The sequence below is a fragment of the Streptomyces sp. NPDC003284 genome (assembly GCF_053589675.1).
The window spans coordinates 375,364-401,517 of record NZ_JBSFSI010000002.1 but is presented as its reverse complement, the minus strand read 5'-3'; the positions used below and the strand labels follow the sequence as shown (position 1 = coordinate 401,517).

At 73.5% G+C, this 26,154-nt stretch carries 27 protein-coding genes, 1 other RNA gene and 3 pseudogenes; 17 read left to right on the top strand and 14 right to left on the bottom strand.

Annotated elements, in window-relative coordinates:
- Nucleotides 1–9: 9 nt before the first annotated feature.
- On the top strand, nt 10–450 hold the full coding sequence (locus ACWDYF_RS05305; RefSeq protein ID WP_389472373.1) for a MazG-like family protein: 441 nt from the start codon (nt 10–12) through the stop codon (nt 448–450).
- Nucleotides 451–623: 173 nt separating this feature from the next.
- Here ACWDYF_RS05305 and ACWDYF_RS05300 read toward each other — a convergent pair whose 3' ends face one another.
- The 3 genes from ACWDYF_RS05300 to ACWDYF_RS05290 form a co-directional block, all read right to left on the bottom strand.
- On the bottom strand, nt 624–1,031 hold the full coding sequence (locus ACWDYF_RS05300; RefSeq protein ID WP_018570536.1) for a hypothetical protein: 408 nt from the start codon (nt 1,029–1,031) through the stop codon (nt 624–626).
- Between the two features lie 201 nt (nt 1,032–1,232).
- Nucleotides 1,233–1,880 carry a sigma-70 family RNA polymerase sigma factor gene (locus ACWDYF_RS05295; RefSeq protein WP_389472370.1) on the bottom strand — a complete coding sequence of 216 codons (648 nt, stop codon included), beginning with the start codon at nt 1,878–1,880 and terminating at the stop codon, nt 1,233–1,235.
- A 169-nt stretch (nt 1,881–2,049) separates the two neighbouring features.
- On the bottom strand, nt 2,050–2,199 hold the full coding sequence (locus ACWDYF_RS05290; RefSeq protein WP_389472368.1) for a hypothetical protein: 150 nt from the start codon (nt 2,197–2,199) through the stop codon (nt 2,050–2,052).
- A 221-nt stretch (nt 2,200–2,420) separates the two neighbouring features.
- Between ACWDYF_RS05290 and ACWDYF_RS05285 the strand changes: the two genes are divergently transcribed.
- Nucleotides 2,421–2,822 (top strand): DUF6087 family protein, encoded by a 402-nt coding sequence (locus ACWDYF_RS05285; protein ID WP_389472365.1) that lies wholly within the window; start codon nt 2,421–2,423, stop codon nt 2,820–2,822.
- A gap of 64 nt (nt 2,823–2,886) precedes the next feature.
- Here ACWDYF_RS05285 and ACWDYF_RS05280 read toward each other — a convergent pair whose 3' ends face one another.
- The 3 genes and pseudogenes from ACWDYF_RS05280 to ACWDYF_RS05270 all read right to left on the bottom strand — a co-directional run.
- Entirely contained in the window at nt 2,887–3,240 is a 354-nt protein-coding gene (locus tag ACWDYF_RS05280) for a hypothetical protein (protein WP_389472362.1), read from the bottom strand.
- A 16-nt stretch (nt 3,241–3,256) separates the two neighbouring features.
- Nucleotides 3,257–4,243, bottom strand: a complete 987-nt coding sequence (locus tag ACWDYF_RS05275; protein WP_389472418.1) for a transcriptional regulator — start codon at nt 4,241–4,243, stop codon at nt 3,257–3,259.
- An 87-nt stretch (nt 4,244–4,330) separates the two neighbouring features.
- Nucleotides 4,331–4,513 (bottom strand): annotated as a pseudogene (locus tag ACWDYF_RS05270) (helix-turn-helix domain-containing protein); the annotation flags it as partial.
- 348 nt (nt 4,514–4,861) lie between these two features.
- Between ACWDYF_RS05270 and ACWDYF_RS05265 the strand changes: the two are divergent.
- From ACWDYF_RS05265 to ACWDYF_RS05245, 5 genes are all read left to right on the top strand, one after another.
- Nucleotides 4,862–5,068, top strand: coding sequence for a hypothetical protein (locus ACWDYF_RS05265; protein ID WP_389472360.1), 207 nt, complete (start codon nt 4,862–4,864; stop codon nt 5,066–5,068).
- Nucleotides 5,069–5,146: 78 nt separating this feature from the next.
- The gene (tgmA, locus tag ACWDYF_RS05260) at nt 5,147–5,407 is read left to right on the top strand and encodes a putative ATP-grasp-modified RiPP (RefSeq protein ID WP_389472357.1); all 261 of its coding nucleotides are present in this window, start codon (nt 5,147–5,149) and stop codon (nt 5,405–5,407) included.
- 5 nt (nt 5,408–5,412) lie between these two features.
- Nucleotides 5,413–6,372: an ATP-grasp ribosomal peptide maturase gene (gene tgmB / locus ACWDYF_RS05255; protein ID WP_389472354.1), complete on the top strand. Its 960-nt coding sequence runs from the start codon at nt 5,413–5,415 to the stop codon at nt 6,370–6,372.
- Nucleotides 6,369–7,532 (top strand): ATP-grasp peptide maturase system methyltransferase, encoded by a 1,164-nt coding sequence (gene tgmC, locus ACWDYF_RS05250; RefSeq protein WP_389472351.1) that lies wholly within the window; start codon nt 6,369–6,371, stop codon nt 7,530–7,532. The genes tgmB and tgmC overlap by 4 nt, the downstream gene beginning before the upstream one ends.
- Nucleotides 7,533–7,812: 280 nt before the next feature.
- Entirely contained in the window at nt 7,813–8,460 is a 648-nt protein-coding gene (locus ACWDYF_RS05245; RefSeq protein WP_389472349.1) for a hypothetical protein, read from the top strand.
- A 240-nt stretch (nt 8,461–8,700) separates the two neighbouring features.
- On the opposite strand, the gene rnpB is transcribed toward ACWDYF_RS05245, so the two are convergent.
- Nucleotides 8,701–9,103, bottom strand: an RNA gene (gene rnpB, locus ACWDYF_RS05240) — RNase P RNA component class A.
- 55 nt (nt 9,104–9,158) lie between these two features.
- Nucleotides 9,159–9,824, bottom strand: a complete 666-nt coding sequence (locus tag ACWDYF_RS05235) for a TetR/AcrR family transcriptional regulator (protein WP_389472346.1) — start codon at nt 9,822–9,824, stop codon at nt 9,159–9,161.
- Between the two features lie 47 nt (nt 9,825–9,871).
- Between ACWDYF_RS05235 and ACWDYF_RS05230 the strand changes: the two genes are divergently transcribed.
- The 3 genes from ACWDYF_RS05230 to eda all read left to right on the top strand — a co-directional run bounded on the left by ACWDYF_RS05230 (nt 9,872) and on the right by eda (nt 13,206).
- Nucleotides 9,872–11,536: an FAD-dependent monooxygenase gene (locus tag ACWDYF_RS05230; protein ID WP_389472343.1), complete on the top strand. Its 1,665-nt coding sequence runs from the start codon at nt 9,872–9,874 to the stop codon at nt 11,534–11,536.
- A gap of 84 nt (nt 11,537–11,620) precedes the next feature.
- Nucleotides 11,621–12,412, top strand: coding sequence for a peroxide stress protein YaaA (gene yaaA, locus ACWDYF_RS05225; RefSeq protein ID WP_381743519.1), 792 nt, complete (start codon nt 11,621–11,623; stop codon nt 12,410–12,412).
- A gap of 74 nt (nt 12,413–12,486) precedes the next feature.
- Nucleotides 12,487–13,206 (top strand): bifunctional 4-hydroxy-2-oxoglutarate aldolase/2-dehydro-3-deoxy-phosphogluconate aldolase, encoded by a 720-nt coding sequence (gene eda, locus ACWDYF_RS05220; protein WP_389472339.1) that lies wholly within the window; start codon nt 12,487–12,489, stop codon nt 13,204–13,206.
- Here eda and ACWDYF_RS05215 read toward each other — a convergent pair.
- The 3 genes from ACWDYF_RS05215 to ACWDYF_RS05205 are packed head-to-tail and all read right to left on the bottom strand — an operon-like array spanning nt 13,181 to nt 16,090.
- Nucleotides 13,181–14,440 (bottom strand): bifunctional RNase H/acid phosphatase, encoded by a 1,260-nt coding sequence (locus ACWDYF_RS05215; RefSeq protein ID WP_389472336.1) that lies wholly within the window; start codon nt 14,438–14,440, stop codon nt 13,181–13,183. The genes eda and ACWDYF_RS05215 overlap by 26 nt on opposite strands.
- Before the next feature lie 44 nt (nt 14,441–14,484).
- The gene (locus tag ACWDYF_RS05210) at nt 14,485–15,228 is read right to left on the bottom strand and encodes a zinc ribbon domain-containing protein (protein WP_079158887.1); all 744 of its coding nucleotides are present in this window, start codon (nt 15,226–15,228) and stop codon (nt 14,485–14,487) included.
- A gap of 22 nt (nt 15,229–15,250) precedes the next feature.
- Nucleotides 15,251–16,090, bottom strand: coding sequence for a Nif3-like dinuclear metal center hexameric protein (locus ACWDYF_RS05205; protein WP_389472334.1), 840 nt, complete (start codon nt 16,088–16,090; stop codon nt 15,251–15,253).
- Nucleotides 16,091–16,333: 243 nt separating this feature from the next.
- Between ACWDYF_RS05205 and ACWDYF_RS05200 the strand changes: the two genes are divergently transcribed.
- The gene (locus ACWDYF_RS05200) at nt 16,334–18,289 is read left to right on the top strand and encodes a hypothetical protein (protein ID WP_389472331.1); all 1,956 of its coding nucleotides are present in this window, start codon (nt 16,334–16,336) and stop codon (nt 18,287–18,289) included.
- 104 nt (nt 18,290–18,393) lie between these two features.
- Entirely contained in the window at nt 18,394–18,552 is a 159-nt protein-coding gene (locus tag ACWDYF_RS05195) for a hypothetical protein (protein WP_199785625.1), read from the top strand.
- 90 nt (nt 18,553–18,642) lie between these two features.
- Here ACWDYF_RS05195 and ACWDYF_RS05190 read toward each other — a convergent pair whose 3' ends face one another.
- A complete protein-coding gene (locus tag ACWDYF_RS05190; RefSeq protein ID WP_389472328.1) occupies nt 18,643–19,509 on the bottom strand; it encodes a MaoC/PaaZ C-terminal domain-containing protein in 867 nt (288 codons plus the stop codon).
- 189 nt (nt 19,510–19,698) lie between these two features.
- On the opposite strand from ACWDYF_RS05190, the pseudogene ACWDYF_RS05185 reads away from it, so the two are divergent.
- The 5 genes and pseudogenes from ACWDYF_RS05185 to ACWDYF_RS05165 all read left to right on the top strand — a co-directional run.
- Nucleotides 19,699–20,205: pseudogene (locus tag ACWDYF_RS05185) on the top strand (ATP-binding cassette domain-containing protein); the annotation flags it as partial.
- Nucleotides 20,206–20,268: 63 nt separating this feature from the next.
- A pseudogene (locus ACWDYF_RS05180) lies at nt 20,269–20,367 on the top strand (ABC transporter ATP-binding protein); the annotation flags it as partial.
- Nucleotides 20,368–20,615: 248 nt separating this feature from the next.
- Nucleotides 20,616–21,347 (top strand): ABC transporter permease, encoded by a 732-nt coding sequence (locus tag ACWDYF_RS05175; RefSeq protein ID WP_381743507.1) that lies wholly within the window; start codon nt 20,616–20,618, stop codon nt 21,345–21,347.
- A 15-nt stretch (nt 21,348–21,362) separates the two neighbouring features.
- Nucleotides 21,363–22,718: a sensor histidine kinase gene (locus tag ACWDYF_RS05170; RefSeq protein ID WP_381743505.1), complete on the top strand. Its 1,356-nt coding sequence runs from the start codon at nt 21,363–21,365 to the stop codon at nt 22,716–22,718.
- Between the two features lie 268 nt (nt 22,719–22,986).
- The gene (locus tag ACWDYF_RS05165) at nt 22,987–23,628 is read left to right on the top strand and encodes a response regulator (RefSeq protein WP_389472324.1); all 642 of its coding nucleotides are present in this window, start codon (nt 22,987–22,989) and stop codon (nt 23,626–23,628) included.
- Nucleotides 23,629–23,641: 13 nt separating this feature from the next.
- Here the strand turns inward: ACWDYF_RS05165 and ACWDYF_RS05160 are convergent, their stop codons facing one another.
- Nucleotides 23,642–24,412, bottom strand: coding sequence for a class I SAM-dependent methyltransferase (locus ACWDYF_RS05160; RefSeq protein ID WP_389472319.1), 771 nt, complete (start codon nt 24,410–24,412; stop codon nt 23,642–23,644).
- A gap of 278 nt (nt 24,413–24,690) precedes the next feature.
- Complete coding sequence (locus ACWDYF_RS05155) at nt 24,691–26,127, bottom strand: MFS transporter (protein ID WP_389472316.1); 1,437 nt, start codon at nt 26,125–26,127, stop codon at nt 24,691–24,693.
- Between the last annotated feature and the right edge of the window lie 27 nt (nt 26,128–26,154).

Below are 26,154 nucleotides of genomic sequence, written 5' to 3'. Positions count from 1 at the left end.
CTGCCGCCCATGACCGCCCCGGACCCCGCCACCCCGGCCCCCGCAGCCCCCTCCGCGCCCTCCGCGCCCCCCGCAACCCCCCTCTGGCCGACCGTCGACGCCCTGTGGGCCTGGCTCGACGGCCACCGCGCGCACGGCGAGCGCGAGACCCTCCTGCTGCGCCTGCTCAAACTCTCCGAGGAGGTCGGCGAGGCCGCCCAGGCGGTCATCGGCGCGACCGGCCAGAACCCGCGTAAGGGCACGACCCACACCTGGCAGGACGTCGAGGCCGAGCTGTGCGACGTGGTGATCACGGCCGTGGTCGCGCTGCGCACCCTGACCCCGGACGCCGAGGAGGTCTTCGGGCGCCATCTGGCACGGGTCAGAGACCGCTCGCTGGGCACGGGTACGGGAACAGGCACGGGCACGGGCACGACGCACGGCGACGGCGTGCCGCCCCGTACTCCCTGAGCCGGAGCGGCACGCCGTCGCACGCTGCCGCGGCCGGTCAGCACTGACCGGCGGTTCTTGTCCGGCGCCGCATCCACCCCCCGTGGGGATCCGGCACCCGGCGCCATGACGGCGCCCCACTGTCACGGCCACTGCCGCGCGACCGGACCGCTCCGGCCGCTTCAGGCCGGTCGCTAGCGGATCGCGACACCGCCTTCCCGCATCGGTCCCCGGCGGGGGCCGCGGTCGAGGGACGCGGCCAGCCCGAGTCCCGCCAGCGCGGCTCCCGCGGCCAGGCACTGGACGACCTGTGGTGCGCCGCCGGGTGCGCCCACCGCCGGATGGACGAGTGCGGCGCCGAGCGCGCCGCCGGTGAAGAGCGACAGCGGGATCGCGACCGGCCTGCGGGGCTGGGGCGGCAGGGGTCCGGCGGTCGCCGGGACGCCGCCACCGTCCCGCTCGTCCTCGTCGAGCTGGTCCTCGACCCGGTCCAGGAGCGCTTCCCAGCTGACGGGATCGATCCCGTCCCCGTCCTTCTGCTGCCGGGTTCCCTCCCGGTGTTCCTCCGCGAGGCGGCGGAGGTGATCGAATGTTTCAGACATTCCGTGTGTCCCTCCCGAGTGGTGCGTATGGGCTTCGAGCGGACGCTTGACCTTTCTTCATGGCTTGACTGTTCTTCATGGCTTGACTGTTCTTCATGGTTCGCCACTGTTCTTCGTTGTTGTCCTACGGGTCGCTAGGACCCAACCTGGACTCACGGGAGGCGACGTGCGTGCCCCCTCCCGTGAGTCCGAGTAACGGCACTAGCTCGTCACGTCACCGAGCACCTCGTCGTGGACGGTGGCGCGGTGCGGCTCCAGTGCCTGGCGCACCTTCGTGTAGCGGCGGGCCACCGTGTGCCGGTCGATGCGGAGGACCTGGGCGATCTCCGCCTGGGTCAGGCCCTCGACGATCGCGAGCCGGGCGACCGGGTACAGCCGGTCGGGCAGCGTGTCCGCGAGGAACCGGTCGATGGCCCTGAGCCGGTCGTCGCGGATGTGGTCGCCCTCGTCCGGCTCGACCGCCACCGTCTCGGGGACCTCCGCCACCGGCGTCGAGCGGTCGCGGTCGTTGCCGCGCGCCGCGTCCGCGATGACGTTCCGCATGACCTTGCGCGCGAAGGCCCGGCCACCGTCGCGCCGGTCCAGCGCGAAGTCCGGGCGGGACCAGGCGCGTACGAGCTGGAGCACCGCGGTCTGCACCAGGTCCTCCATCGCGTACTGCATGCGGGCCTGGCGCACCATGCCTTCCAGGAAGGGCTTGAGCCGCTGGAGTTCGTCCACCTGTTCCGGTGTCAGCCGACGGCGCGGCTTGGCCTCCGGAGCGGTGCGCGCTTCGGGGACGAGTCCCTGGGGCGTACTCGGCAGGTCCTGCGGATCCGTCGGCCCTCGAACATCGGGGGCATTGTGCATCTGGACCAGTCCTTCCCGTAGCGCGGCCGACCGAGCGGCCGGCGACCGGCGGTTGGGGGCTTCTCACTCACTTGTGCCGTGCGGGGGAGGCCGGTGGGGTGCGTTTCGGTCTCCGCGACTTTCCGTGACTTCGAGCGACGGCCAGGGACGGAGTCCCCGGCCCCGCCCCTCAGTTCAGGAGCTGATGCACGAACAGGGCGACCCCGACGCCCACGAGCAGCGCGGTGCCGAGCAGTGGATCGAGGAACGCCACATAGGTGACGAGCCCCGCGACGATCAGGATCAGCAGGATGCGGTGGAGCTTCTGAAGAGGGTCCATTCGGCGTGCTCCCGGGGGCGGCGACCGACGACACGTCGGCGGGAAGGGCACCGGTACGACTTACCGGTTCACTCCAGACGCCGCCCCGGACACCTCCCCCGGGCGCACCTCCGGACGGTGTCCGTCATCACGCCACCGGACGCACCCGGCGCACCATCGGGGGTACGGACGGCCTCCCTGCGCCGGGAACACCGGATCGCCCGACCCACTACGCTCCGGACATGGACGACGAACCGCTCTCCCGGTGGGCCGAGCGCCGTGACGCGAGGATCGGGCAGCTCCGCGCCGTGCCCCTCGTGACCGGCGACGGCCCGAGGGCATCGCATCTGAACCCCGAAGCGCCCCGGGCGATCCAGCGGTGGAACGGCCATCTGTGGGAGCCGCACGGCTTCGCGGCGAACCTCGCGGAAGCACGGCGCGTCCTGTTCCCCCGCACCGAGGCCGACCCCGCACCCTCACCCGCCCCCACGGCCACACCGAGGCTCGGCCCCGGGACCGGCAGGCACCGGAAGCCGCCTACGCCGCCACCGCCGCGAGCCAGGCCGCGGCCACCGCCGGTTCCGCCGCCGCAACGCTATGAGCTGCGCAAACGTTCGGGTTTGGTGCTTTCGTGGCTACTTTGACGGCTACTCAACAAGGCGCCCCCGTCCGGATCGGCCCCGGACAGAGACGTCGTCGCTCCTGAGGTCAGACGGTCTGCTCGATACGTTCGAAGATGTCCGTGTCCGTCTCCTGCTGCCAGGTCGGCAGGTCGGCCCAGTCGGCGACGTATCCGGGCTTGGGGTCCTCGAAGTGCTTGAACATCTGGGCGGTCCAGCAGATCGCGACGAATCGCCCCTTCTGCTCGCGGGTGAGCCGGGCCGCATTCCCGTTGCTGACCTCGATGAAGTCGCGCACCTGCCCGTACACAGCGGCGGCGGCTTCGCGCTCCCACTCGGGCGTCTCGTCCCACGGCGTGATGTAGCCGGGCTTCGGCTCGCCGGGATAGTGCTTGTTCACACCGTCGATCCACGCCTCGCGGAAGATCCGGCCGTCGTTCATGCGCGTGTCCCTCTCGTCATGCGGTGCGCGGAAGCGCCGCGATTCGGTGATCAAGAGTCGAGACTCGGTCATCGGACATGAGCGGGGCAAGACGCCCCCGAAGCCCGTCCAGCTTCTTGCCGATGAATCCCGAATTCGACCGGTCGGCCAGTCCGAGTGCTTGCTCCGCGTAGTGCACGACCTGGTCGATGTCCCGCCTGTGCGCACCGAGCACGGCGAGGTCGCTCAGAACAGCAGCGCGGCGACGCAGGGACAGAGGCTGGGCAAGGGCTGTAGTGAGCGCTGCCTCGGCGAGATCGGGGCGGCCCAGTTGGAGGTAGCAGGCCCCTCTCTCCTCGGCCAGGCGGGAGCCGTCGAAGCGGAGCCAGCCGCCGTTGTGGGAGTGAGCACCGTCGAGGGCGTGCACTTTCTCGGCTTCGTCCAGAGCCCGGTTGCACGCGTCGAGATCGCCCACGCCCGCGTACGCCTGCGCCTGGACGGCCGCGACCCAGTGACGGGTGGCGAGAGTGCCGTCGCCCCTTCGGGCGATGCGGAAAGCTGCCGCGAGCAGGGGTTGGGCCGCGTGCGCGCGGCGCGCGTACAACTCGACGTACGCGTGGCGGGTCATGGCACAGGCCCACAGGTCGTGGTCGCCACCGGCATGGGCCGCGTTGGCGGCCAGTGTGTAGCACTGCGCGGCGTCGGTGTACCGGTTGGCGTCGAAGAACAGCTCACCGACGAGCTGGTAGAGGTCGGCCGTCATCCGACACAATCGGGACCGATCCGCAGCAGTACGGGGCCCGGCCAGTCCCTTCGCCATCACATCGAGCTGTGCGCGCACCGCGGGGAAGACGACCTGCTTGGTGTCCGACAGCGCGTAGACCTGCCAGAGGCTGCGATGGAGGGCGCCCCCCGTCTCCAAGAGCGTCGACGCTGCCCGCCCTCGGGTGGCCTCACCGGAATCGGGAAGAGCGACCAGAGCACCCGTAACGGCGAGCAGACCCAGGACTTCGCGGCGCTTCATGTCGTCATCATCACCATGGAGGAGGGGTGGAGCAGAGGAGAGCCCGGCTGTCTCGGCCGGCTGTTCGTCTGAGAGAAGGGCTTCCAGCTCGGGGAGGGTCACTCCCAACAGCCCTGCGATCTTCGGCCGTTGGTGGGGACGCGGCGTGGCGCGACCGCTTTCCCAACGGACCACGGTGGACGCGGCCACCGAGAGCGCTTCTGCGAATTCCTCCTGAGAGTAACCCCGGGCCGCGCGCCGTTCCGCAAAGTGCCTACGTCTCGACGTCATAGGTCTCCCCTCACGAGAACCCTTTCACGCACTCATGCCCGCCACGCGCCAACGCCTGGAAAACGCCCGGGTATTGCGCGAGCTTCGCTCTGGGAGAAGGTAACGGATCGTCGTTCACTGGTCACACACCGCTCGGAGGCCGAAGAGCCTTCCGGGCGACTCCCCCACAGAGAGGAGCGATCGCGTGACGACCTCCGGACTGCCCCGCAGGAACCCAGCCGCCGGTGGCCGTACGTACACGCCGCCGGAGCCCCGGCCGTGTGCGCCGAGCCGGGCTCTGCGGGTCCGGGCGGCTGGCGGTCGGGAGAGGTTCATGCGCCGCGTCGAGGCCCGGCAGGAGCCGGAGGAGTGAACCCGGTCGGTTCCGACGGCTACGAGCACCACCCGCTGCTGGACACGCTTGTCCGTGACATCGCCTCACGTGGGGAGGGTGTGCTCATCGCCGTCACACACGAGCTCCACAGCCACGGCACGGTCCGCATCGCGCACATCCGGCCCGCGTCCGGAGTCGAGTGGACGACCGCGGCCGGCAACATCCAGGCCGCTCGCCCCTGAGCCGCGGCCCGCAGATCGCCGTCCGCGCCCCTGGCGCAGGCGGATTCCCGCACCACACCCTTCACCCCAAGGAGTCTCATGACCACCTCTGTCGCACTCCCCTACCCCACGCGGCCGTGGGGTGCGGGTCGGCTCGCGCCCTACCCGACGGTCATCCGCCGACCCCACTCCACTGTCACCATCGACCCCACGACACAGCTCGGGGTGTTCCGCGACCGCGCCGGGCAGATGGTCGAGATGGGCAAGCACGGCACCAGCTCCGGTACCGAGACCTCCACGACGACGAACTCGGACTCCCGGAACGACCAGGGTCACGATCAGGACAGCAATCAGGATTGATGGCCATGACCGAGGAGAGGCCGGTTCTGGTGGCCACCGAGGCGGACGACATCACCGCCGACATGGTGATCACCGAACTCAACCGGCGCGATGTGCCGGTGGTCCGGTTCAACCCCGCTGACATCGGCGAGAACCTCACGGTCTCGGTTCGGTTCGGCACCTGCCCGGCCCCGGTGGTCGGGCAGGTGCGCACCCCGTCGAGAACCGCTGATGTGACCCAGGTCCGGTCGGTGTACTGGCGCCGCCCGGAATGGCCCACGTTTCCCCGCCTGTCCGCTGATGACTCCCGGTTCGCGGCAGCGCAGGTCCGCTACGGACTCGGTGGCACCCTCTACGCCCTGGGCGGCCCGCTCTGGGTCAACCACCCCCTGCGCGTTGCCGCGGCCGACTACAAACCCGCGCAGCTCGTTCTCGCCCAGCAACTCGGCTTCACCATCCCTCCCACCCTTGTCACCAACGACCCGGACGAGGCTCGCCAGTTCGTCCAGGCTCAGAGACAGGCGATCTTCAAGACGCTGCGATGGACGCCCTACACGCGTGATGGCGTGCCGGTGACGGGATGGGCTGCCCCTGTCGCCCCCGAGGAGATCGACGACAGCATCCGGGTCGCGCCCCACCTGTTCCAGGCACGCGTGGACAAGGTCGCCGACGTTCGCGTACTGCTCGTAGGTCGGCATACGTTCGCCGTCCGTATCGACTCCGACCTCCTGGACTGGCGCAAGGACTACGGCGCCCTGACCTACACCGTGGAGCACCTGCCCGACCGGGTGGACCAGGCACTGCATGCCTACCTGGACCGACTGAATCTGGTGTCGGGAAGCTTCGACCTCGCGGTCGACCGGGCGGGTGCCTACTGGTGGCTGGAACTGAATCCCAACGGACAGTGGGGGTGGCTGGAGACCGAGACCGGCCTCCCGATGTCCGCTGCCTTCGCCGACCTACTCGTACAAGGAGATCGCCGATGACCGACCCGGCATCCGAGCGGCGCCGCATGGCGACCGTTCTCATGAAGGAAGGGGTCCTGAAATCCCCCTGGCTGCGTGAGGCCGTCGAGTCCGTCCCCCGAGAGCGGTTCCTCCGCCCGGGAGTCTTCCTGGACGAGGGGCGGACCTGGCGGCCCGTCACCGCCACCGATACACATCCGGACGAGTGGCTGAAGATCGCGTACAGCATCGATACCCTCACCACACAGCTCGACGGCCACCTCACCGCCGACCAGGCCGACGAACCTGTCCTGGGCGTGCCCACGTCCTCATCGACCGACCCGGCCACCGTCGTCGGCATGATCGAGACCCTGGACCTCGTGACAGGCCACCGAGTCCTGGAGATCGGCACAGGCACCGGCTACTCCACAGCCCTGATGTGCCACTACCTCGGCGCGGACAACGTCGCCACGGTCGAGGTGGACGCACAGGTGGCCGCACGCGCCGATGCCGCTCTCGAAGCCGCCGGCTTCTCGACATGGACGGCGACGGGCGACGGGCTCCTCGGTCACCCGTATCGAGCACCGTACGACCGGGTCATCGCCACCTGCGCGGTCCGCCGCATCCCGTACGCGTGGATCAGGCAGACGAGGCCCGGAGGCGTTGTCCTCGGCACGGTCGGCTCGTGGTCGTGGGGAACCGGCCTCGCGAAACTGGCCGTCGGCGATGACGGCACCGCCGAGGGCTCGATCGTCGGGCGCTCCTCCTTCATGCAGGCGCGGGCGCAGGCAGTGACCCCCGTGGCCGGTGATCTGTCCGCCCGGACCGCGTACGCGGATGGTGTGCGGCGTACTCAGGTGTCTCCTCTTGTGCTGGAGGAGTGGATGCCCGCCTTCCTTGCGCAGTTGGCCGCGCCTGGCGCTCAGTTCGTCCGCGCAACGGGCAGTGACGGGGCGCCCTTGCGGTACCTGTTCGATCTGGAGAGGGAGTCGTTCGCCGAGTTTCTCGTCGACGGCGAGAACTGGGCCGTCCGCCAAGGAGGTCCTGTGGCCCTGTGGGATGACGTGGAACGTTCCCTCATCGCCTGGCAGGACGCCGGGGCGCCGGAGATCGACTCCGTACGGCTCCGCGTGACGCCCGCGTCCCACCTGTACTGGATCGACCACGCCCCTTCCCTGCGATGGGAGCACCGGATCACCTGACCTACTACGCTCCGGTCATGGACGACGAGCCGCTCAACGAGTGCGGCAGAGCACCGGCGCACGGCTTCGGGGCGAACCTCGCGGAAGCAAGACCCCTCTCTTTCCCCACACCGAGGCTGCCCCTGCCTCTATCCCTGAGGCAACACCGAAGCTCGGCCTCGGAACCGGCAGACATCGGAAACCTCCGACGCCCCGATAGCTCGGCGGGGGAGCAGCGGCCCATGCCATACCTCTGAAATCTGCTCCCACCCGATAGACCACCGACGGCACAATGACGCCCGTGAGCAACGACATATCCGATGACCCATGGGCCCAGCGGGTGTATCTGATGTGGTTGGCCCGCGACACTCGCTATGCCCTGGCCGCCCTGACCGCCCTGACCGCCTACGCGCGGAACTCTCCGGTCCCGCCAGCCGCCTGGGTCTGCTTCGAGGACTTCCTCTCCTTCCTCGGAAAGGTTTCCCGAACTCTGTGGCCCGCCCCTGGGAAGGGTCCGAACGGGACCGACAGGGGCTTGGAGTGGCGGACGAAGCGAGGTCCGTTTCTACGAAAGGTCCTTGAGGTGGAGGATTCGTCCCCGCTGAAGGCCCGCGAAGTCCGTAACGGAAGCGAGCACTTCGACGAGCGCCTTGACGAGTGGATCGTCAGCCTGCCTCGCCCCGCCGTCGAGGAGTGGCAGGCGGGCACCAAGCCCACATTCCCAGCTCCCCCCATGCGCCTCATCGGCGTAGAGGCGGGAACGATCCAAGTCGCTGGCGCGGACCTGGATCTGCGTTTCATGGCTGAGGAACTTCAGCGACTCCTGGCCAAGATCGAGGAGCTTGAGCCCTCGGTGGCCGCACTCCCCGCTGTCCACCGCGCCCCCGTTTCCGATCATCCCGTTCGACGCACCCGCGCAGAACCCTGGCGGCATTCAAGCCTGGTTTGATGAGCAGAATTCCACCGGCCTCGGGACCGCAACAGAGGACACCGAGGCGTAGACGCATCACGCGGAGGGCCGCGACTCAGCCAACACCCACACCAAGCCGCCCAGCGTGGCTGCCTTCATGGCTACCTTCGCAGCCGCGAGGTCCGGTCAGAGCCGGTACGGAACGGGGTGAGGCGACACCCGCGGCGGCACGCGAAAAGGCCGCTGACCCGCGATGACGCGGTTCAGCGGCCTGAGGGGCAGACGAGTCGGGCTGTACGCCGGATTTTGTCGCCCGGTCGCCTCGCGGCGGCCGGGGAGACGGCCATCCATCTAGGGCCGGCGTTGCCGCCGGCCTCGTGCGGTCCACCCGCGGACTCGGGCGGGCAGCCCTCGAACGTCCGCGCAGAGACACCGGGGTGTCTCCTTTTGACCTTGCTCCGGGTGGGGTTTACCTAGCTGCCCAGGTCACCCTGGGCACTGGTGGTCTCTTACACCGCCGTTTCACCCTTACCGAGGACCGAGGTCCCCGGCGGTCTGTTTTCTGTGGCACTGTCCCGCGGGTCACCCCGGGTGGCCGTTAGCCACCACCCTGCCCTGTGGAGTCCGGACGTTCCTCGGGAAGTCCCTCGCGGGAACTTCACGCGGCCGTCCGCCCGGCTCGTCTGCCGTACGGACCATGATACCGGGCGGCCGGGGGCCCGGTGCGCGCGCCCGGGTCAGGGGGCGGGCGGGGCGAAGGCGCGGTCCAGGGCGTCGAAGGCGGCGGTCAGGCGCAGCCGGTGGTCCTCGGCGAGGGCGTCCTCGGCGGCGGTGTCCTCGCTGGTGGCGTCCGTGTCCGCCAGCAGACGGGCGACCGTGCCGGTGCCGACCGCGCGGTACGCGGCGATCGCGAGGGCGGCCAGGAGCCGGGGGTCGGGGACGTCCGGCGCGGTCTCGGCCAGGGCCTCGGCCAGGGCGTGCTCCACCTCGTCCACCGCCTCGCGGGCGCGGGCGCGCAGCGCCGGGGAGGCGGCGACGACGTACAGGAAGGGGCGGAAGCGGGCGCGGGCGCCGGACAGCGGGTGCCCGGTGCCGAGGAGGCCGAGGGCGAGGCGGCGCAGCGCGATGAGCGGGTGCTCGCCCGGGGCGCGTCCGCGTACGGCCTCCGCGACGAGGTCCACCGCCTCGGGGATGCGGTCGAGGAACAGGTCCTCCTTGCGCGGGAAGTAGTTGAAGACCGTCATCGGGGACACCTCCGCCGCGCGGGCGATCTCCGCGACGGTCACCTCGTCGAAGCCGCGCTCCACGAAGAGCCCGGTCGCCACGTCCGAGATCCGCTGCCGGGTCTCGCGCTTCTTCCGTTCCCTCAGACCCGGTTCGCCGGTGGACCGCTGTGTGTTCATGAAGAAAAATATAGCCGATAGAAACTTTTAGTCGCTACAGTGAACCCATGACTGACTACGACGTGGTGGTGGCCGGCGCCGGTCCGGTGGGGCTGTTCCTCGCCTGTGAGCTGCGGCTCGGCGGAGCGCGGGTGCTGGTGGCGGAGCGGCTGGCCGAGGTGGACGAGACGATCAAGGCGGGGGCGATCAACACGCCCAGCGCGGTGGCGCTGTACCGGCGGGGGCTGCTGCCCGAGGTGACGCGGGTGTGGGAGCAGTCGGCGGCCCGCATCCTCGCCTTCATGCGCGCGAACGCGCCCCAGGGCCAGGAACAGGAAGGCCAGGAAGGCCAGGAAGGCCAGGGCGGGGAGGCGGGACCCCAGGACCGTATGCCGCCCAAGTTCGCCGGGCACTTCGCCGGGATCATGCTGGACGCGGCTCTGTTCGACGAGTCCGACCCGGCCTATGCCGACCTGGGTCCCGCCGCGGACGCCGGGCTCGGTGTCCCGCAGGCGGAACTGGAGCGGATCCTCGCCGCGCGGGCGGCGGAGAGCGGCGTCGAGGTGCGCCGCGGTGTCGCCCTGACCGGGTTCCGGGACCACGGCGACGACGGCGTCACCGTGGAGCTCGCCCCGGTCGACGGCTCCGCGCCCCGGCGCGTCTCCGCCGGGTGGCTGGTGGGCTGCGACGGCGGGCGCAGCACCGTCCGCAAGCTCGCCGGGTTCGACTTCCCGGGCACCGACCCGGAGATCACCGGCTACCAGGCGATCGCCGACCTGACCGGTGCCGAGAAGCTCGGCAAGGGCTGGAACACCACCGAGGTCGGCACCTACGTCCACGGCCCCTTCCCCGGCCGGGTCCTCACCGTCGAGTTCGACGGGCCGCCCGCCGACCGCTCCGCGCCCGTCACCCCCGAGGAGTTGCAGGCCAGCCTGCGCCGGGTCTCCGGTGTCCCCGACGTGTCGGTGACGGGGATCCGCTCGGTGACCCGCTTCACCGACAACGCCCGCCAGGCGAGCACGTACCGCAGGGGCCGCGTACTGCTCGCCGGGGATGCCGCCCATGTGCACTCGCCGTTCGGCGGGCAGGGACTGAACCTCGGCCTCGGCGACGCGATGAACCTCGGCTGGAAGCTGGCGGCCGTGGCGCGCGGCCTGGCGCCCGAGGCGCTGCTGGACACCTACACCGCCGAGCGGCATCCGATCGGCGCCTGGGTGCTGGACTGGACGCGCGCGCAGATCGCCCTCATGCGACCGGACCGGCACGCCCGCGCGCTGCGCCGCGTGGTGACCGACCTGGCGCTGACGACGACCGGGACGACGCACCTGGTCAAGCAGATATCCGGCATCTGGCAGCGCTACGACCTGCCCGGCGGCCACCCGCTCGTCGGCGCCAGCGCCCCCGACCTCGACCTCGCCGGCGGCAGCCGCCTCGGCGACCGGCTGCACGAGGGCCGCGGTCTCCTCCTCGACCTCACCGGCGACCCGTCCCTGCGCGCCCTCGCCGACGCCTACGCCGACCGGGTCACCGTCGTCACCGCCCCCCGCGCCGCCCGCCCCGAACTCGCCGCCCTGCTGGTCCGCCCCGACGGCTTCGTGGCCTGGGCCGCGGACACGGACACGGGCACGGGCACGGCCATCGCCTCGGGTCCGGAGGCACCGAACGGCGGCGAACCGCTGCTCCCGGCCCTGGAACGCTGGTTCGGGAAACCGGCGGCAGCCGCCCGCTCCTGACCTCCGGCCGGGAGCGAGGGCCCGCCCCGCAGCGTGTCGGTGTCCCCGTACGCTGGCCGGGAGCCCTACCCGAAGGAGAATTCCGTGCTCGTCCTGCTGCCGCCCTCCGAAGGCAAGGCCGGTTCCGGTCGTGGTGCCCCGCTGGAGCTGGAGTCGCTGTCGCTGCCGGGGCTCGCCGGGGCGCGGCGGGCCGTGCTCGACGAGCTGGTGGCGCTGTGCTCGGGGGACGGTGACGCGCAGGACAAGGCGCGGGACGTGCTCGGGCTGAGCGAGGGGCTGCGGGGCGAGGTCGCCAAGAACGCGGAGCTGCGCACGGCGGGGGCGCGGCCCGCCGGGGAGATCTACACCGGGGTGCTCTACGACGCCCTCGGCCTGGCCACGCTCGACGCCGCGGCCAAGCGGCGCGCGGCCCGTTCGCTGCTGGTCTTCTCGGGGCTGTGGGGTGCGGTCCGGGTGACCGACAGGATCCCCTCCTACCGCTGCTCGATGGGGGTGAAGCTGCCCGGACTCGGCGCGCTGGGCGCGCACTGGCGCGCCCCGATGGCCGAGGTGCTGCCCGAGGCGGCCGGGAGCGGTCTGGTGCTGGACCTGCGGTCCGCCGCGTACGCCACCGCCTGGAAGCCGAAGGGCGAGGTCGCGGAGCGGACGGCGACCGTACGGGTGCTGCACGCGCCCACCCGGAAGGTGGTCAGCCACTTCAACAAGGCCACCAAGGGGCGGATCGTACGGAGCCTGCTGAGCGCGGGCGCCGCCCCGGCCGGTCCCGCCGAGCTGGTGGAGGCGCTGCGCGACCTCGGTCATGAGGTGGAGGCGCGGGAGCCGGCCGGGGCGGGCCGGGCCTGGTCGCTGGATGTGCTGGTGACCGAGGTGCACTGAGTCCGGACCAGCACGCTATTGCAGCATGCGCAACGTGCTTTGCGCATGCTGGTGCTGACCGGCAGGATGGCGCCATGTCCCCATCGCTGCCATCGCTGCCGTCTCTGCCGTCGCAGCCCTCGCCGTCGTCGTCGCCCTTCCCGCCCGCCGCGCCGTCCGGGGCCGCCTCCGTGCTGGATCTCGCCCCCGTCCTTCCGGTCGTCGTCCTGGAGGACCCGGCCGCCGCGGTGCCCCTCGCCCGCGCGCTGGTCGCCGGGGGGCTGCCCGCGATCGAGGTGACGCTGCGGACCCCGGCCGCGCCGGAGGCGATCGCCGCCATCGGCGCCGAGGTGCCGGGCGCGGTGGTGGGCGCGGGTACGGTCGTCACGCCCGCGCAGGTCGAGCAGTGCGTGGCGGCGGGCGCCCGGTTCCTGGTCAGCCCCGGCTGGACCGACACCCTGCTGTCCGCCATGGCCGCGTCCGGACTGCCGTATCTGCCCGGGGTGTCGACGACCTCCGAGGTCGTGGCGCTGCTGGAGCGCGGGGTGCGCGAGATGAAGTTCTTCCCGGCCGAGGCGGCGGGCGGCACGGCCTACCTCAGGTCGCTGGCCGGTCCGCTCCCCCAGGCGCGTTTCTGCCCGACCGGCGGCATCGGGCCCGGCACCGCGCCCGACTATCTGGCGCTGCCCAACGTCGGCTGTGTGGGCGGCAGTTGGATGGTCCCGGCGGACGCGGTCACGGCCGGGGACTGGGCCCGTATCGAGCGGCTGGCGCGCGAGGCGGCGGGGCTCAGCGCAGGTGGGACGTGTCGTTGAGGAGCCGGACGCTCGCGTTGCCGTCCGCGTAGTACGCCACCGCCGACAGGGAGGCCGCCGACAGCTCCATGCGGAACAGCGACTCCGCCGGGGCGCCCAGGGCCAGCCTGACGAACGTCTTGATCGGCGTCACATGGGTGACCACCAGGACGGTGCGGCCCGCGTGGGCCGCGACCAGCCGGTCCCGGGCCGCGGCGATCCGTACGGCGGTGGCCGCGAAGCTCTCGCCCCCGCCGGTGGGTTCGGCCTCCGGCGAGGCCAGCCAGGCGTTCAGATCGTCCTGGTGGCGTTCGCGCACCTCGCCGAAGGTGAGCCCCTCCCAGGCGCCGAAGTCGGTCTCGCGCAGGCCCTCGTCGACCGTCACGGCGAGACCGAGGCGGTCGGCGACGATCGCGGCGGTCTCCCGGGTGCGGGCCAGCGGGGAGGACACCACGGCCTGGATCGTGCCGCGCCGGGCGAGCGCCGCCGCGGCCCTCTCCGCCTGCTCCCGGCCGACGGCGGAGAGCGAGGGATCGCTGCCGCCGCTGCCGGAGAACCGCTTCTGCGGGGTCAGCGGTGTCTCACCGTGCCGCAGCAGCACCAGCGTGGCCGGCGCCCCGAGATCCGCGGGCGCCCAGCCGGGCGCGGCGACGGTCCGGGCGGCACGCTGATCGGCCGTGCGCTTCGGATCGGGGGTGCCTCCCGCCACGGGGGCTTCTTCCGTCACCGTGGCTTCTTCCGTCGCGGGAGCCTCTTCCGCCGCGACGGCGCTCACGACGGTGCCCTTCGCCGGGGCGGCGGCTGCGGCAGCGGCCGCCGTCGACGCCGACGCGGACCACGTCTCGCCGCGCGCGCCCGCGTCCATCGCCTCGTTGGCCAGACGGTCGGCGTGCTTGTTGCGTGCGCGCGGGATCCACTCGTAGGTGACCCGGCCGGGCGGGAAGACGCGGGCGGCCTCGGCCGCCAGGGGCTGGAGGTCGGGGTGCTTGATCCGCCAGCGCCCCGACATCTGCTCGACGACGAGCTTGGAGTCCATCCGGACATGCACCGCCGCCCCCGGGTCCAGGGCGTGCGCGGCGCGCAGCCCGGCCAGCAGGCCCCGGTACTCGGCGACGTTGTTCGTGACGGTGCCCAGGTACTCGGCGGCCTCCGCGAGGGACTGCCCGTCGGCCGCGTCGAACACGACCGCGCCGTAGCCCGCGGGCCCCGGGTTGCCCCGTGACCCGCCGTCCGCCTCGACGATGAACTCCCGCACGCGCGAAGCCCTTTCCTCAGCCCCTCCGGGATCCCGCCGCTCCGCTACAGACCGGACTCGGCGGTGCGCACCAGGATGCGGCGGCAGTTCTCGCAGCGTACGACCGTGTCGGCGGCGGCGCCGCGGATCTCGTTCAGCTCGGTGATGGCGAGTTCCTGGCGGCAGCCCTGGCAGGTGCGCTGGTACAGCTTGGCCGCGCCGATGCCGCCCTGCTGCTCGCGCAGCTTGTCGTACAGCTTGAGCAGGTCGGCAGGTACGGAGGCGGCGACGACCTCGCGCTCCTTGGTCACCGAGGCGGCCTCGCCGTCCAGTTCCTCGTAGGCGGCGTCGCGGCGGGCGGTGGCGTCGTCGGCCTTGGCCTGGACGGAGGAGACCCGCTCGGTCAGTTCGGCGACCCGCTCCTGCGCGGACTCGCGGCGCTCCATGACCTCCAGGACGACGTCCTCCAGATCGCCCTGGCGCTTGGCGAGCGAGGCGATCTCGCGCTGGAGGCTCTCCAGGTCCTTCGGGGAGGTGACCGCGCCGGAGTCCAGGCGCTGCTGGTCGCGGGTGGCGCGGGTGCGCACCTGGTCGACGTCCTGCTCGGCCTTGGTCTGCTCGCGGGCGCAGTCGCTCTCCTCGGTCTGCGCGGCCACGAGCAGGTCGCGCAGCTGGGTGAGGTCCTTGCCGAGCGCGTCGATCTCGGCGTGCTCGGGCAGCGACCGGCGCCGGTGCGCGAGCTGCTGGAGGCGGACGTCGAGGGCCTGGACGTCGAGGAGTCGGATCTGGTCGGCGGGCGCGGCGTTCAGTTGGGGGCTCCCATGGGGTGTCTTAGTCGTCGGTGGTGGTGGACGCCGCGTGGGCGGTCCAGGGGTCGGTGACCGTCGTGGAGACATGGACCCGCAGGTCCCATCCGTGCCGGTCGGAGATCTCGTCGAGCTGGGCGGCGGCCAGCTCGCACCAGGGCCACTCGGTGGCCCAGTGCGCCGCGTCGAGCAGCGCGAGGGGGCTGTGCGCGCGGGCCTCGGAGGCCGGGTGGTGGCGCAGGTCCGCGGTGAGGAACGCGTCCACGCCCGCGGCGCGCACGGCGTCGAAGAGGCTGTCGCCGCTGCCGCCGCTCACGGCGACCGTGCGCACCTGCTGCTCCGGGTCGCCGGCGACCCGGATGCCCTGCGCGGTCGCGGGCAGCCGCGCGGCGGCGCGCGCGGCCAGTTCGCGCAGGGTCAGCGGGTGGTCGAGCGCGCAGACGCGGCCCAGGCCGCGGCGGCCCGCCGGGTCGTCCGGGTCCGGGACGAGAGGCCGTACGACCCGGAGGTCCAGCGCTCCGGCGAGCGCGTCGCTGACGCCCGGGTCGGCGGTGTCGGCGTTGGTGTGGGCGACGTGCAGGGCGATGTCGTTCTTGATGAGGGTGTGCACGACGCGGCCCTTGGGGGTGGAGGCCGCCACCGTCGTCGTACCGCGCAGATAGAGCGGGTGGTGGGTGACGAGCAGGTCGGCGCCGAGCCGCACCGCCTCGTCGACGGTCTCGCGGACCGGGTCGACGGCGAACAGGACCCGGCCGACCTGCTGGTCCGGGTCACCGGCGACGGTGCCGACCGCGTCCCAGGACTCGGCCCGCTCGGGCGGCCACAGGGCTTCCAGCGCGGCGATGACTTCAGACAGACGGGGCACGGGTGCAAGGCTACCTGGGTGTTCGGCGCGGCTGAACCGGTGCCGTCGCCCCGGGGACGGCCGGCCCGGCGCCGGACTCGTCCGGTGGTGCCTTCGCACAGAGGTTTCGTTTTCCGCCAGCACAAACGTTCCGCTTTTCTCCGGCGAATCGTTCCTGGGCCACCCGTATGTGTGAAGCGTCCGCCCGCCGGGCCACCGCCTGTGCGTACGAAAACTAGCGTCCTCGCAGGAGGTGACCGAATAATGACAGTCTGTGCCTCTCCGGGGCCCTCGGCCGCACGTGAACAGGAGGGCGCCCCAGCCCCGCCGCGGGCGGCCGCCGAGGACGGCGCGACGCCCGCGGCGCCCTGCGCGATCACGGTGGACGGCGCCTACGCGGCCCGGCTCGCCCGCGGCGGGGGCTCCTGGTACCCGGAGCGCTGGACGCTGGACGGCCCCGAGCCGTACGCCGTGCCGCTGCCCGCCGAACGGCCCGAGGAGCCCGGCACCGAGGTGCAGCCGATGGGCGACGGCCGGGTCCTCGTCCGGCGGCTGGTGGCCGGCCGGCACACCTTCTCGCTGCTCTACCCGGCGGGCGCCGGCACCGGAGAGCTGTCCCTGGGTGCGGTCGAGTGCCCCGACCGCACCCGGCTGCGGCTGCTGCCCTGCGCGCCCGGCGGCGAGCGGGCGTACGCCCTCGCCGTGGGCCCGCTCACCTCGGCGGTGTGGCTGGTGGCGGGCGCCGGTATCGGCCCCGAGCTGCTGGCCGAGGTGCCCGGCCGCTGCTCGGGCGGGGTCTGGCTGGACCGCTCCGGGCGGCTGCTGGCCCTGGACCGGTGGGACGGCGGGCGCACCAAGACGGTCGTGGTGGACCTCGTCGGCGGCGAGGTGACCCCGCTGCTCCAGATCGCCCCGCACAGCGACGACCGGCTGCTGCTCGCCGATCCCGGCAGCGGGCTGCTGCTGATCCGCTCGGACGCCCCCTCCCCCGGGCGGGACCGGCTGGGCTGGGGCGTGCTCGGCAGCACCCTGCCGGTGCGCTTCCCGAGCGGCCTGGAGGTGCCGGACTGCGCGGTGACGCCGTTCGCGGTCCAGCCGGGCCAGGTGCTGACCCCGGAGCAGTGCGCGGTGGCGCTGCGCTACGAGGGCGCGTACGGCAGCTGGATCGGCGTGTGGCGGCCCGCCGAGCGGCGCGTGCGGCATCTGCCCGCGCCCGAGGGGTGGCTGCCCGGCGCCGGGGTCTGGACCGGCGACGGCGCCCTGCGGCTGCCCTTCAGCACGGGCGCGGTGCCGTGCGGGGTGGCCCGGTGGACGGCGCCGGGCCGGGACCCGGGGCGCGAGGCGGGCAGTTCCCGGGCGGCGCTCCCGGCGGTCCGCGCGCCCCGCTGGGTACCGGTCCGCCGGGCTCTCGCGCTGCCGTCCCCGGCCGGTGCGCCGGACAGCGGCCCGGTCGCGGGGCCGGGCGCGGGGCCGGGCGCGGGGCCGGGCGCGGGGCCGGGCGCGGAGCCGGGCGCGGAGCGCGTCGCGGTACCGGAGGGCGGGCCGGGCGCGGAACCGGGCGGCGGGCCCGGTGCGGGGAGACCGCGCGTCAGGCCGTACGGACCCTACGGGGGGCCGCCCGGCGCGGGGCTCCAGGAGCGGCCGGTCGCGCGGCCGTACCCCCAGGTGCCGTACCCCCAGCCCGGTCCGGGCCCGGTGCCGTACGCCCCGCCGGGCCCGATGCCGTACGGGCAGCGGGCACCGCGGCCGCAGGGACCGCCCGGCGAGGGGCCGCTCACGGGACCCCGCCAGGGCGGGGAGCCGTACGGAGGGCCCGGCGCCGGACCCCACCGGAGTCCCGCCCGGCCGGACGCCCCGGCCGCCCCCGCCGGTCCCCAGCCCACCCACTCCTCCCCCGGTTTCCTCGTCCCCGCCGCCTTCCGGCTTCTCGCACCCGGCCGCTCGCCGCACCCCGCGGCGCACTCCGCGCCGGACCTCGCCCCGGTCCCCGCACGGGGACCGGGACCGCAGCCCGCACCGGCCGAAGCAGCCGAAGCAGCCGAACCGACGGAAGAACCGGCGGAAGAACCCGCGGCGGCGGAAACGGCGGCCGGTCCGGCGGCGGAACCGGCGGAATCCGACCCTCCGTCACCCGCCGTTCCCCGCCCCGTCACCCTCCAACAAGCCGCGCGTACCGGCCGGATGACAGGGCCGGTCACGGGACGCATGGCGAGCAGGTAACGGAATCGTGCCGGTTGGCGTGGCCGCCTGGATTTCGCCCGAGGTGTGCCGGTTAAACTCGCCCGGCTGTACGAAAGATGATGTTGACGGGGTGAGTTTTTCCGATGACCGACGCCAGCACGACCCAGCCGCGTCCGACCGACGTCCTGGAGGACGAGGGCCACGGCAGGCACCGCGGCCAGACCTCCTCCCACGACGGTGAGACGGCTCCCGCCGGACGGCACCGCAAGCCGGCCGGGGAGCAGACCGAAGTGGCGGCCTGACAGCGGCCCGAACAGCACGGGGAGCACAGCGCGGCCCCGCCCTCCGAGCGGAAGCACCGGGGGGCGGGGCCGTTCCGCGTCCCGGCGGGCTCAGCGGCGGGCCAGGCCCACGGTCGTCTCCGCCAGCACCGGCGCGTCACCGCGCTCGACGGCGCCCACCGCCACCCGGACCGTGTCCGGCCCCGGCCGCCACATGCGGATCCGCAGGGTCTCGCCCGGGTGCACCACCCCGGCGAACCGTGCGGCGCAGGAGCGCACGCGTGCCGCGTCGCCGTCGAGGAGCGTGTCGACGACCGCCTTGAGGGTCATGCCGTAGGTGCACAGCCCGTGCAGGATCGGCCGGTCGAAACCGGCGGCCCGCGCGAAGTCCGGGTCGGCGTGCAGCGGGTTGGCGTCGCCGGTCAGGCGGTAGAGGAGCGCCTGGTCCTCGCGCACCGGCCGCTCCACGGTGCGCTCCGGCTCGCCGACCGGTGCCTCGGCGCGCGCGGAGGGGCCGCGGTCGCCGCCCCAGCCGCCCGCGCCGCGCACGAAGATCCGCGCCTCCTCGGTCCACAGCGGCCCGTCCGCGTCGGCGGCGTCGGTGCGCAGGACGAGGACGGCCGCCGTCCCCTTGTCGTGCACGGCGGTGATCCGGCTGGTGGCGGTGGCGGTGCCCGCGACGGGGAGCGGGCGGTGCACGGTCAGCGCCTGTCCGCCGTGCAGGACGCGGGCGAGGTCGACGTCGACGCCGGGCACGGACAGCGCGTCGATCACACCGGGCGGCCGGCCGCCCGCCACGGTGGCGAAGCCGGGCAGGACCTGTAGCCGGGTCTCCAGGGTGTAGCGCAGCTCGCGCGGGTCGGTCGCGGGGACGCCCGCGCCGAGGGCGAGGTGGTAGAGGCGTACGTCCCGGTCGGTCCAGGAGATCTCACGGGTGCGGGGTCCGGCCGCGAGGGCGCGGGCTGCGTCGAGGGGCATGGGCTCCTCTGTACACCCCGGGCGCCCGGCGGGCACATTTCCTGACGGTACGCCGGTACGCCGGTGCGGTGGGGCCGCCGGTGCGGTGGGGCGGGACATTTGTCCTGCCCAGGGCAGGGCGGACGTCGTGGCGGAGTACGTACAAGCGCCTCTGCCGGGGGCCGCACCCGGATCCGTAGCGTCACTGTCATGACACAGACACGAAGTGCCGTGTCCTTCACGGGGGCGGTCAAGACGTACGGCGCGGTGCGCGCAGCGGACGGTATCGACCTGGAGATCGGGCGCGGCGAGACGGTGGCGCTGCTGGGCCGCAACGGTGCCGGCAAGTCGACGGCGATCTCGCTGCTGCTGGGTCTTGTCGCGCCCGACGCGGGCACGGTGGAGCTGTTCGGCGGGGTGCCGGAGCAGGCGGTGCGCGCCGGTCTCGTGGGGGCGATGCTCCAGGAGGCGCGGGCGGTGCCCCGGGTGACGGTGGGCGAGCTGGTGGGCTTCGTGGCCCGCCGCTATCCGGAGCCGCTGCCCCTGGCCCGGGTGCTGGAGCTGGCCGGGATCGCCGAGCTGGCGGGGCGGCGCGTGGACCGGCTGTCCGGCGGCCAGACACAGCGGGTGCGGTTCGCGATGGCGCTCGCCGGGAATCCGGCGCTGCTGGTCCTGGACGAGCCGACGGCCGCGCTGGACGTGGAGGCGCGGCACGCGTTCTGGGAGGCGATGCGGGCGTATGCGCGCGGCGGGCGCACGGTGCTGTTCTCCACGCACTACCTGGAGGAGGCCGACGCGTACGCCGACCGGATCCTGGTCCTGGACCGGGGGCGGATCGTCGCGGACGGCACCGGCGAGGAGCTGCGGCAGGCGGCGGGCGGCGGCCTGGTCGCGTTCGACCTGGCCGGACGCGGCACGGCCGGTCTTGAGCTGCTGCCGGGGGTGCGGTCCCTGGAGGTGCGCGGGGACCGGGCGCGGCTGCGCACCGACGACGCGGACGCGACGGTGGTCGCGCTGGCCGGTCTGGGCGCGATACGCGGCCTCGAGGTGGCCCCGGCCTCGCTGGACGAGGCGTTCCTGGCCCTGACCGGCGCCGCCGGGCGGGCCTTCGAGAAGGAGACGGTCTGATGTGGGACTACCTGCGCCTGGAGACGCGGCGCATGCTGCGCGACACCGGGTTCGTGATCGGCTCGGTCGCCGTGCCGGTGATGATGTACCTGCTGTTCACCAACATCGGCACGGGCGGCACGGACGGCACCGGCGGCTGGCGGACGGCCGCGATGGTGGGCATGGCCGCCTACGGCGCGGTCGGCGCGGCGCTGAACACGGGCGGCGCGGTCGCCGAGGACCGGTCGCTGGGCTGGCTGCGGCAGCTGCGGGTGACGCCGATGACCCCGCGCCAGGTGGTGACGGGGCGGGCGCTGACCGGCGCGGTGACGGTGCTGCCCGCGATCTGCTCGGTGCTGCTGGCGGGCGGCCTGGTCAACGGCGTACGGCTGGCGGTGTGGCAGTGGGCGCTGACGGCGCTGCTGCTGTGGCTGGGCTCGGTGCCGTTCACGCTGCTGGGGCTGGGCAACGGCTACCGGCTGAACACCCCGCAGACCTCGGCCGTGGCGAACCTGGTGTGCAACCTGGGGCTCGCGGTGGTCGGCGGGCTGTGGTTCCCGGTCGACCTGTTCCCGCACTGGCTGCGGTCGGTGTCCGCGTACACGCCCACGAACCGCTTCTCCCAGGTCGGGCTGGCGGTCACCGAGGGGCATGCTCCGGCCATGGGTGCCATCCTCGTGCTGGCGGGCTGGCTCGCGGCGTTCGGTTCGTACGCTGTGCTGGCGTACCGCCGCAACGCGGCAACCGTCTGATCGGGGGAACGGAACATGAGCCGGACGCGCAGCATCGCCTGCCACTGGTCGCGGGGCATCGCCCACCACAAGCGGTCCTGGCAGGAGGCGGTCCGCGAGGCGCGGGAGGCGCGGCGGTACTGGAAGGACAACAAGGCGCAGCTCAAGGCCGAGTGGAAGGCGGCGCGCAAGGCCGGAGAGGTGCCGGAGAACTCGGGGCCGCCGCCGAGCGGGTTCGCGCTGCTGCCGTGGCTGCTGATGGGTCTCGGCTCGCTCTCCAACATCTTCCAGGGCCGCACGCCCCACGCCTGGGGCGGCGTGCTCGGTCTGCTCGCGTTCAACTCGCTGTACGTCTACGTCGTCTTCAACGCGTTCGACAAGGAGCGGCGGGCGGCGCGGGCCACCCGGACCGCGCTGGGGCTGATGGGGCTGGTCACCACCGCGCTGGGCCTGGGCTACGGCGGGAACTGGCTGCTGTTCTTCCCGCTGCTCGGGCTGGCCGCGGGCTCGATCCTGCGCGGTCCCTGGCTGGGGAGGGCGGGGCTGTCGCTGGCGGTGTTCTCGGGGCTCGTCGCGGGCTTCCGGGAGGGCTGGGACGGGGTCAACATCGCGTACGCGACGTTCCTGTCCACCATGGTGACGGCGGCGATCCTGAGTCTGAGCGAGGCGGTGCGGGAGCTGCGGGCCGCCCGGGAGGAGCTGGCCCGGCGCGCGGTGGAGGAGGAGCGGATGCGCTTCTCCCGCGATCTGCACGATCTGCTGGGGCACACCCTGTCGGTGATCGTGGTGAAGTCGGAGGCGGCGCGGCGGCTGGCGCCGCGGGACCTGGACGCGGCGCTGGCGCAGATCGGCGACATCGAGTCGGTCGGCCGGCAGGCGCTCACCGAGATCCGCGAGGCGGTCACGGGCTACCGCGAGGGCAGCCTGAGCACGGAGCTGGACCGGGCCCGCTCGGCGCTGACCGCCGCCGGCATCGAGCCCGTCGTACGCCGCACGGGGCCGCCGCTGACGCCGCAGACGGAGGCGCTGCTGGGCTGGGTGGTGCGCGAGGCGGTGACCAACGCGGTGCGCCACAGCGGCGCCGGACGCTGCGAGATCGCGGTGACGAGCGGGGCCGAGCGGGTCCGCCTCACGGTCGCCGACAACGGCACCGGCGCCCCGGACCCCGCGGCCCCGCCCCGGACCCCCGGCATCGGCGGCACCGGACTCAAGGGCCTCACCGAACGCCTCGCCGCGGCCGGCGGCTCCCTGCACACCGGCCCGTCCCCGCGCGGCGGCTTCACGGTCACCGCCGAACTCCCCTCCAGCACCGAGGAACTGACCGCCGCGGCCCTGGCCACGGCACTCCCGGGCGGCACGGACCTGGGCACGCGCCCGGCCGGACACCGATGATCACGGCGGCCGGACTCGGGCGTCTTCGGTCCGGGCCCGGGGCGCAGGCCGGTGCTGATCGCAGTCGGTGGTGGTGGGACGCGGGGACCGATGAGCCGGGTGGCGGCTGGGCCCAAGTGGTCGCTGAGGGACGGCCGTTCGGCAGCGGCTCGCTGTCCTGGCCGACCGGGGCGAGCGGCGGCGCGGATCTCGTCCACGGGGCATGAGCGGCACGTCCTGTGCGCCGGGGCCGTGATCCGGCGAGGCGAGCGGACCTAGGCTGTGCCCCGTGAACGAGACGCCGCAGGAGCACCGTCCGGCCGAACGCACCCGGGTCCTTCTCGCCGAGGACCAGGGGATGATGCGGGGCGCGCTCGCGCTGCTGCTCGGGCTGGAGGAGGACATGGAGGTCGTCGCGCAGGTGGCGGCCGGGGACGCCATCGTGGACGCCGCGCTGGCCAACCGTCCCGACGTGGCGCTCCTGGACATCGAACTGCCCGGCCGCAGCGGTCTCGACGCCGCCGCCGAACTGCGCGAGCGGGCCCCCGGCTGCAAGGTGCTGATCCTCACCACCTTCGGCCGCCCCGGCTATCTGCGCCGGGCCATGGAGGCGGGCGCGGCCGGATTCCTCGTCAAGGACGGCCCGGTGGAGGAGCTGGCGGCGGCGATCCGGCGGGTGCTGGCGGGCGAGACGGTGGTCGACCCGGCCCTCGCCGCGGCGGCCCTCAGCGCGGGCCCCAGCCCCCTCACCGCCCGCGAGTGCGACGTCCTCAAGGCGTCCGCCGACGGCGCGACGGTCGCCGACATCGCCGCCAGACTCCACCTCTCCGAGTCCACCGTCCGCAACTACCTCTCCTCCGCCATCGGCAAGACAGGCACCCGCAACCGCATGGAAGCCATGCGCGAGGCCCGCCAGCAGGGGTGGCTGTAGAGGCCGTCCGGTCTCAGGCCGAGGTCCGGTCCCGGGCCGAGGGTCCGGGACCGGACGGCTGCCTGCGGAACAGCGCCGTCCACAGGAAGTCCTCCCCGAAGCGCGGCGACCCGCCGGGTTCGGCGCGCATCCGGCGCAGTTCCACCTCCGTCAGCCCGGAGAAGATCCGGCGCAGCGCCTCGGGCGTGTAGGCGAGCCCGCCGTGCAGCCCGGCGGTGCGGTACAGCTCGGCGTCGGGCAGTTCGCAGCCCATGGCACCGGCGGCGAAGCAGGTGAGGGCGAACCGGCCGCCGGGGGCGAGGACCCGGTCCAGCAGGGCGAGGTAGCTGATCCGGCGGTGCGGCGGCAGGTGGTGGAAGCACCCGGAGTCGTAGACGAGGTCGTACGGACCGGTGAGGCCGGTCCCGGTCGCGGCGAAGGCGTCCCCGCACAGGAAGCGCACCTCGGCGCCGACGGCGCGGGCCCGTTCCCGCGCCCAGTCCACGGCGGCCGGTGAGAGGTCCACGGCGTCCACCGCGTAGCCGCGCGCCGCCAGGTGCAGGGCGTTGCGGCCCGGACCGCAGCCGAGGTCCAGGGCCCGGCGCCCGCGGATCAGCCCCCGGTCCAGCCACTCCACCAGGTTCTCGTCGGGGGCGGCGGCGAAGAACGGCACCGGCCGGTCCCGGTCGGCGTAGAAGCCGTCCCACCAGTCGGCGGCGCCGTCCGTCCAGCGGTCGGCGCCGGGGGCGAACAGCCCGTCCAGCAGCCGGAGCACGTCGTCCACGGTACGGATGTCCCGGTCCATGCGGATCCCCTCCCAGGGCCTTCGGACAGGCCCTGGGCCGGGCCCGTTCCCGGTGCCCCGACGGTAGTGCCGTGGTCACCGAAAGCCCAGGTCAGGCGCGGTTGTCCGGGGTCCTCCGGGAGCCCTGTGCGGGGCGCCGCCGGGCTGGTACGGGCGAGGCAAAGGGATCACCCCGGCACCCGGCGGAAACCGTGCGCCGGGTGGCGCCGCGGCCCCCGAAGGCACCGCCGCCCGCCGGGCCGGGGGGAGTTTTCACGGCCCGGCGCACCCCTGGGGAGTCAGGCCCGCCGCTCCCCGCCCCCCGCCCCCCGGGGCAGCCACGCCGCCATCAGCAGGGCGCCCGCCAGGACGACGGCGGTGCCGGTGCGGAAGACGAGGGCGTAGCCGTCGGTGAGGGCGGCGGGGGTGGTGCGGCCGCCGGTGCGGGCGGCGGCGAGGGTGGACATGACGGCGAGGCCGAGGGAACCGCCCATCGTGCGGGAGGTGTTGATGAGGCCGGAGACGAGTCCGGCGTCGCCGGGGGCGGCACCGGAGGTGGCCAGGGCGGCGAGCGGGGTGCCGGCCAGGCCCGCGCCCAGCATCATCAGGATGCCGGGGAACATGATCGACGTCAGATAGCCGCTGTCCGCCTTCATCAGGGACTGCCAGCCGAACCCGGCGGCCGACACCAGGGTGCCGAGCACGGCGACGTTGCGCGCGCCCGCCGCCCGCATCAGGCGCGGTGCGATCTTGGAGCCGAGGACGACGGCGAGGGAGCTGGGGACCAGGGCGAGTCCGGCGTCCAGCGGGGAGTAGCCGAGCACGTTCTGCGCGTACAGCGTCATGAAGAACCACATGCAGAACATCGCCGAGCCGCAGATCAGCATTGCCGCGTTCGCGGACGCCACCGAGCGCACCCGCAGCAGGCCGAGCGGCATCAGCGGGGCGGCGGTGCGCGCCTCCACGGCGAGGAAGGCGGCGATGAGGACGAGCCCGGCGAGCAGCGGGACCAGGGTGGCCGCCGCGGTCCAGCCCTCGGCCTCGGTCTGCGAGATGCCGTACGCGAGGACGGCGAGCCCGGCGGTGACCAGCAGCGCGCCCGGCAGGTCCAGGCGCCTGCGCTCACCGGCCCGGCTCTCCGTCAGCCGCCGCACGGAGGCGGCCAGCACCACCGCGCCGACCGGCACGTTGATCAGCAGCACCCAGCGCCAGGACAGGCCCTGCACCAGGGCCCCGCCGACCAGGCCGCCCGCCGCGCCGCCGCCCGCGCCGACCGCCGTCCAGGTGGCTATCGCCCGCGCGCGAGCGGCGCCCTCGGGGACGGCGGCGGTGAGCAGGGTCAGGGTGGAGGGGGCGAGCACGGCGGCGCCGAGCCCCTGCACGGCGCGGGCCAGCAGCAGTTGCCAGCCCTCCTGAGCGAGGCCGCCGCCGAGCGAGGCCAGCGTGAACAGGCCGAGGCCGACCAGGAACATGCGCTTGCGGCCGTAGAGGTCGCCGGCCCGGCCGCCGAGCAGCATGAACCCGGCGAAGGCGATGGCGTAGGCGTTCACCACCCATTGCAGTCCCGGGCCGCTGAGCCCGAGGTCGGCACGCATCGAGGGGAGGGCGACGTTGACGACGGACACGTCCAGGACGACCAGGAACTGTCCGGCACAGGCGAGGGCGACGACGAGCCAGGTGGGTGAGGCCGGGACACGGCTGCGGGTGGTCGGGGTGCGACCGGCGGCTTTGAGCATGACTGTCATGGTCTCAAGCGGCCGGTG